A 1348-nucleotide genomic window follows, 5' to 3' on the forward strand; every position below is an offset into this window, starting at 1 on the left:
CCCCGGGCCGATCCGCAGTCCTGTGCGCCCGCAGCAGAGCGGAGTAGCCGGCCCGAGCCGCCGGCGCCTGACTAGTCCGACGAAGCCACTCCGCCAACGGTTGATCCATCACGTGCACGTCGAGCACCTGGCCGCGGTTGTTGTTGCTATAGACCAACAACTCGACCCCGGCGTTCAGCTCATCGCAGTACTCCCGCAGAGCCCGCAGTGCGAGCACCTCCCGGGACGGCGGCTGCCACGGTACGCCTCGCCCAACGAGAATCTCCCGTCGGTTGCGATCCACCTGCTCCGCAACGGTCCACGCCAGAAAATCCTCGTCCCAGCTGTGCAACGCCATCCCCGGACCGCCGCTCAACTGGCTGCCGTACGGCAACGCGTAGAAACAGCACAGACAGGGCCAGCAAAGCGCCATCCCCTGATGACCACGGGGTGTGTTGTTCCGGTAGGCGTCGCTCTCCGCCAACGCCACGTCCAACTTGCCGTAGAACCCCACCCCCGGCCGACCGCACAGCACGCACGGGGCTAACGGATCCCGGGCGGAGGACGGGCGGCCCCGCCACTTCCGGACCGCGTCCGCCACTACCGATGGGGCCTTCTTGCCGTTACTCGGGTGGTTCATCGGCGAGTTCGGAAAAAACGACAGACTGCACTTCAGCCAGAACCCCTCCGGTGCCTTGCTGTCGGGGCCCGTCGCCGCAGCGACAGCATGATCAGCCATCAAGGCTGCTACCGACTCGAGGCGCCCGGCCGACACCACCGCCACGGAATCCACCTCGGCCAGCGCCGCCAACGCGTACGCACCGATGCGTTGCAGCGGATGGGCCGTAAGCTCCACGCAGTCCACCAGCGGCGCGTCATCCTGCTCAGCCGCCGTAATGGTCACGCCTGAATCCATCCGAAGCCCGCCGCGTTTGCCTGCCCCAACCCCCAACTCCAGATCGCCCGCAACGCCTCCACATCGCCGCTCAACCTCACCTCGATCGGAGCGCCCGGCTTGGCACCGCCGCCCACGCCGAATGACCGCTTCGGCCCGACCCACGTGATCGATTCCAGCGACACGGTGCCCCGCAGGCCCAACGTCTCCACCTTGCGACGCAGGTTGCCCTGCACGTAAGCCGGGAACTCCGGATCGGTCGGCAGCAGCCACACCCGCTCCCCCGATGCATCGACCTGCGATCTGGCATGGTCTGCCGGTGCCTCGACAACGCCGGCATTACGCCGCGCCGCTACCGTCGCGGGAACCACACCGCCACGCTTCATAACGACCGGTGTGGCAGTCCGCAGCCTCGCTCGCCCCCCAGCGAACTCCGGTGGCGAGACCACCTCCACGTTGGCGATCCGCATCGCC

Annotated in this window: 1 protein-coding gene and 1 pseudogene; both read right to left on the reverse strand. The window is 67.7% G+C overall.

All coding sequences use genetic code 11. The features are described 5' to 3' along the window. Positions 1 to 883 (reverse strand): annotated as a pseudogene (locus tag K228_RS0125025) (hypothetical protein); the annotation flags it as partial. Continuing rightward, the coding region (locus K228_RS0125030; protein WP_029723985.1) for a CRISPR-associated endoribonuclease Cas6 at positions 880 to 1348 on the reverse strand (469 nt) is incomplete at its 5' end. The pseudogene K228_RS0125025 and the gene K228_RS0125030, both read right to left, overlap by 4 nt.

Origin of the sequence: Salinispora cortesiana, assembly GCF_000484695.1 — a bacterium.
Classification (GTDB): domain Bacteria; phylum Actinomycetota; class Actinomycetes; order Mycobacteriales; family Micromonosporaceae; genus Micromonospora; species Micromonospora cortesiana.